The sequence below is a fragment of the Verrucomicrobiota bacterium genome, from assembly GCA_039192515.1.
Classification (GTDB): domain Bacteria; phylum Verrucomicrobiota; class Verrucomicrobiia; order Methylacidiphilales; family JBCCWR01; genus JBCCWR01.
In genome coordinates this window covers 1-1905 of the sequence record JBCCXA010000104.1, presented here as the reverse complement: position 1 = coordinate 1905, position 1905 = coordinate 1, and the positions used below count along the sequence as shown (strand labels likewise).

The 1905-nt window shown below is 42.2% G+C and carries 3 protein-coding genes; 2 read left to right on the top strand and 1 reads right to left on the bottom strand.

The window, feature by feature from the left end; translation table 11 throughout:
* Nucleotides 1–889: ATPase (locus AAGA18_16235; GenBank protein ID MEM9446890.1), on the top strand; the 889-nt coding region annotated here is incomplete at its 5' end.
* A 44-nt stretch (nt 890–933) separates the two neighbouring features.
* The gene (locus AAGA18_16230; GenBank protein ID MEM9446889.1) at nt 934–1350 is read left to right on the top strand and encodes a GxxExxY protein; all 417 of its coding nucleotides are present in this window, start codon (nt 934–936) and stop codon (nt 1348–1350) included.
* A gap of 7 nt (nt 1351–1357) precedes the next feature.
* On the opposite strand, the gene AAGA18_16225 is transcribed toward AAGA18_16230, so the two are convergent.
* A partial coding sequence (locus tag AAGA18_16225; protein MEM9446888.1) for a hypothetical protein occupies nt 1358–1905 on the bottom strand: 548 nt, incomplete at its 5' end.

Sequence of the window (1905 nt, the reverse complement as noted above, 5' to 3'; positions counted from 1 at the left end):
TACAGCCCGCTACTTTAGAGATAAACTGGCAATGAGGATGAAGGCGAAAGAATCCGGCATTCCCGTTCCTGAATTTACTGCTTTATTCAATGATGAAGAGATCAATCGCTTCGCTGACACTATTCCGGCTCCATGGTTGATAAAACCAAGATCGGAAGCCTCAGCTACCGGAATTAAAAAACTTCATACTAAGGAAGATCTGTGGAACTTAGTTCATTCTTTGGGTGATGCCAGGCACGAATACCTAGTTGAGCGCTTTGCTCCGGGTGATGTGTTTCATGTAGACTCGCTCTCTTTTGACGGTGAAATCCAGTTTGTTCGAGTAAGTCAGTATTTAGACACACCATTTGAAGTAGCACACGGAGGTGGCATATTCAGGTCGCACACTATTGAACAAGGGACACAAGATGATCAAGAACTGAGAAAATTGACCACAAAAGTGATGCGCTCTTTTGGCATGCAATACAGCGCCTCACATACCGAATTTATTAAGGGACATGCTGATGGCGAGTACTACTTCCTGGAGACTTCATCGCGTGTTGGAGGTGCAAATCTGGCAGAAATGGTAGAAGCTGCTTCAGGTGTTAATCTTTGGGCAGAATGGGCTAACCTGGAAACGGCAAAGGCCAAGGGCTTGCCGTATAACGCCCCAGCGGATTCAAATCAAAATGCGGGTATCGTAGTTTCGTTAAGCCGATACCAGCATCCTGATACTTCCGGTTTTAATGACCATGAATTGGTTTGGCGCATGAATAAAGAGTGGCACATTGGGTTAATTGTAAAATCTGAAAGCAGAGATAAAATACTCTCATTGCTCGACGGCTATACCAAACGAATTGGCGAAGAATTTCACGCCAGTCTGCCGGCGCCGGATAAACCCACTTCATAAACTATGATTCCTTTTGATTGGGTGAAAACTTCGATTCTGATTAAATGATTAATAGGGAGTATCCAGACAGTGAGCTCACAGGCAAGATTATCGGATGTGCTATGGAAGTACATAGTTTTTTGGGCAATGGTTTTCAAGAAAAAATCTATCAACGTGCACTAGAAATTGAAATGACCAGTCAAGGTCTGAGCTTCAGCCGAGAACATGTAATGGACATTTTTTATAAAGGAGAGAAAATTGGGTCTAGAAGAGTGGATTTCTTTGTCGAGAGCAAAATAATGGTTGAGTTAAAGGCTGTAAAGGAACTAGAAGACGTACACTTAGCCCAGGCAATCAACTATTTGGAAGCATACAGAAAGAAAATAGGCCTTCTAATCAATTTTGGTAATAGAAGTTTACAATTCAAAAGAGTTATGAAACCCAGAGGGAATCATAATCCATCATCCAAAGATCAGAAGTAATCATAGTTTAACTCTCAAAAAATCCAACACTAGCCCCAACCCAGTCTTTATTCTTATTGTACTTTACGCCTATCATTTCACCTTTACTAAGACGAACAAGGTTGTTAACAATGGTGGCTTTGGTTTCTCCACGCTTCCAGAGCATTAACATCCTTATCTCACATTTTACCGGCTCATTTGGGCTTTCAACAATGGGAATATAGTTGACCCTCTTCTGTAAAATATAGTTTTCCTTTTCTTCAATGGCATCTAGTTCCTCAGCTGTGATGTTCAATTTCACGCCGGCGCCGGCAAAGGAGTAGAGCGGTTTCAGCACATAATTCTGCAAGTCTTTCGGATACTCCTTGAGCTGATCAAGGTAGAAGCATTCCGGCACGTACTTACTCCTTAGCAGAGGCATTGTGTACTTACTGATCCTGAAGAACCAGTTCGGATGACCCACCCATTCTATATCTACCTCATCTTCAAAATGGAACTCGCTTTTGATATCAGGCCTTTTGTCCAGCTCATCAAAAATTACCCGGTTGTAAATCTTATGGACCGCTACCTCGTATC